This is a genomic window from Pseudokineococcus marinus (assembly GCF_013004605.1).
GTDB classification, from domain to species: domain Bacteria; phylum Actinomycetota; class Actinomycetes; order Actinomycetales; family Quadrisphaeraceae; genus Pseudokineococcus; species Pseudokineococcus marinus.
The window spans coordinates 1-1,251 of record NZ_JABEMA010000528.1 but is presented as its reverse complement, the minus strand read 5'-3'; the positions used below and the strand labels follow the sequence as shown (position 1 = coordinate 1,251).

Below are 1,251 nucleotides of genomic sequence, written 5' to 3'. Positions count from 1 at the left end.
CCCGACCCCCGGCGCGGGGCGCCGCGCCGCGCCCTGGAGCGCGCGGGCGACGTGGTGACGTCGTGGGTCGCGCGCGCGGACACGCCCGCGACGAGCTTCTACCTGCTGTCCGCCACCACGGGGATCCTCGTCGTCCTCGGGCTCGTCATGGTCCTGTCGAGCTCGAGCGTGGAGTCGCTGCAGGCGGGTGACTCGCCCTTCGCGGCCTTCACGAGCCAGCTGCTCTTCGCCGTGCTCGGGCTGCCGCTGGCGTACGCCGCCTCGCGCGTGCCGGTGCGGGTCTGGAAGGCGCTCGCGTGGCCGGCGGTCGGCCTCGCGGCGGTCCTCCAGCTGCTCGTCTTCAGCCCGCTGGGGGACGAGGTCGGGGGCAACCGCAACTGGATCTACGTCGGGGGCTTCTCGCTGCAGCCGTCGGAGTTCGCCAAGCTCGCCCTCGCGGTGTGGCTCGGCGCCGTCCTCGTGCGCAAGGCGCCCCTGCTGCGGGACTGGAAGCACGTCGCCGTGCCGGTCGTGCCGGTGGCCGGGGGCGTGCTGGGGCTCGTGCTGCTCGGCCACGACCTCGGCACGGGCATGGTCGTCATGCTCGTCATCGCGGCCGCGCTGTGGGTCGCGGGCGTGCCCGCGAAGATCCTCCTGCTCCCGGCGACGGCCCTCGCGGCGGTGGCCACCGTCATGGTGCTCACCAGCCCCAACCGGATGACCCGCATCGGCGACTTCCTCTCGGGGGAGTGCGACCCCCAGGGCGGCTGCTACCAGTCGGCGCACGGGCTCATGGCGCTCGCGGGCGGCGGGGTCACGGGTCTCGGGCTCGGGTCGAGCCGGGAGAAGTGGTCCTACCTGCCCGAGGCCCACAACGACTTCATCTTCTCCATCATCGGCGAGGAGCTGGGCCTGCTCGGGACGCTGCTCGTGCTCGTCCTCTTCGGCGCGCTCGCGGTGGGGTGCATGCGCGTCATCCGGCGGCACGAGGACCCCTTCGCCATGGTCGTCACCGCGGGCGTCATGGCGTGGGTGGTCGGCCAGGGCCTCGTCAACATGGCCGTCGTCCTCGGCCTCGTCCCCGTCATCGGCGTGCCCCTGCCGCTCGTCAGCGCGGGCGGCTCCGCCCTCGTGGCGACGCTGCTCGGCCTCGGGGTCGTCCTCTCCTTCGCGCGCACCGAGCCCGGGGCGCCGGCCCTGCTCGCCACCCGCGCCGGCGTCGTGCGGCGCTCGCTCGTCGTGGCCGCCGCCCCGCTCTCGCGGCGCTCGGCG

General features: G+C 74.8%; 1 protein-coding gene. It reads left to right on the top strand.

What is annotated here, in order from left to right; translation table 11 throughout:
* On the top strand, nt 1-1,251 hold a 1,251-nt coding region (ftsW, locus tag HLB09_RS17235; RefSeq protein WP_212771315.1), incomplete at both ends, for a putative lipid II flippase FtsW.